The organism is Vibrio sp. 1402 (assembly GCF_033340275.1).
This window is the reverse complement of record NZ_JAWOWE010000658.1, coordinates 1-529: the sequence shown is the minus strand read 5'-3', so window position 1 is coordinate 529 and position 529 is coordinate 1. Positions and strand designations below refer to the sequence as shown.

2 protein-coding genes are annotated in these 529 nt (G+C 38.9%); both read right to left on the bottom strand.

What is annotated here, in order from left to right:
- Positions 1-72: type VI secretion system baseplate subunit TssF (locus R7044_RS28690; RefSeq protein ID WP_225456314.1), on the bottom strand; the 72-nt coding region annotated here is incomplete at its 3' end.
- On the bottom strand, positions 69-529 hold a 461-nt coding region (gene tssE, locus R7044_RS27790; RefSeq protein ID WP_225456313.1), incomplete at its 5' end, for a type VI secretion system baseplate subunit TssE. The genes R7044_RS28690 and tssE, both read right to left, overlap by 4 nt.

Genomic DNA, 529 nt, shown 5'->3' with positions numbered 1-529 from the left:
GCCAAACTCTTGTCCTTTGTGTCGCAGATAGGCCAATTCACGATTGTAGTATTTTAGAAACTCTTCACTCATTTCGCTCGACTCAACTTCATTCCTAAGTTCACTGGCTCGACTTCCGAATTGAATTTCAACTCGTGGATGTCATTATCAATCAAACAAGTTGCGCTAATTTCTAACCGTAAGGTTCGATCTATCGCATTTTTTTCATCAGAAATTTGAACGTGCGGATTTCTTAACCGAGGTTCAAACTCCCGAATAGCTTCATAAACGATGTCACACAACTGACTTTGTCCATCTTGGCTGCTATAAGGCATTGAAGAAAAATCAGGTAACCCATAGTTCAGAATTGAGTATCTAACTTCTAAAAAGTCTTCGTGAATATTTTTCCAACCAATACGACTATTAAGCATCGACTCTAAGTCTCTTAACAAACCATTGAGCATGTGTTGCTGACTGACAGGAAAATCTTTTTCTTCTCTGGTAGTTGGGTCGCTATCAATCAACTTGTCTAGCAGTGAAACCGTTAAAG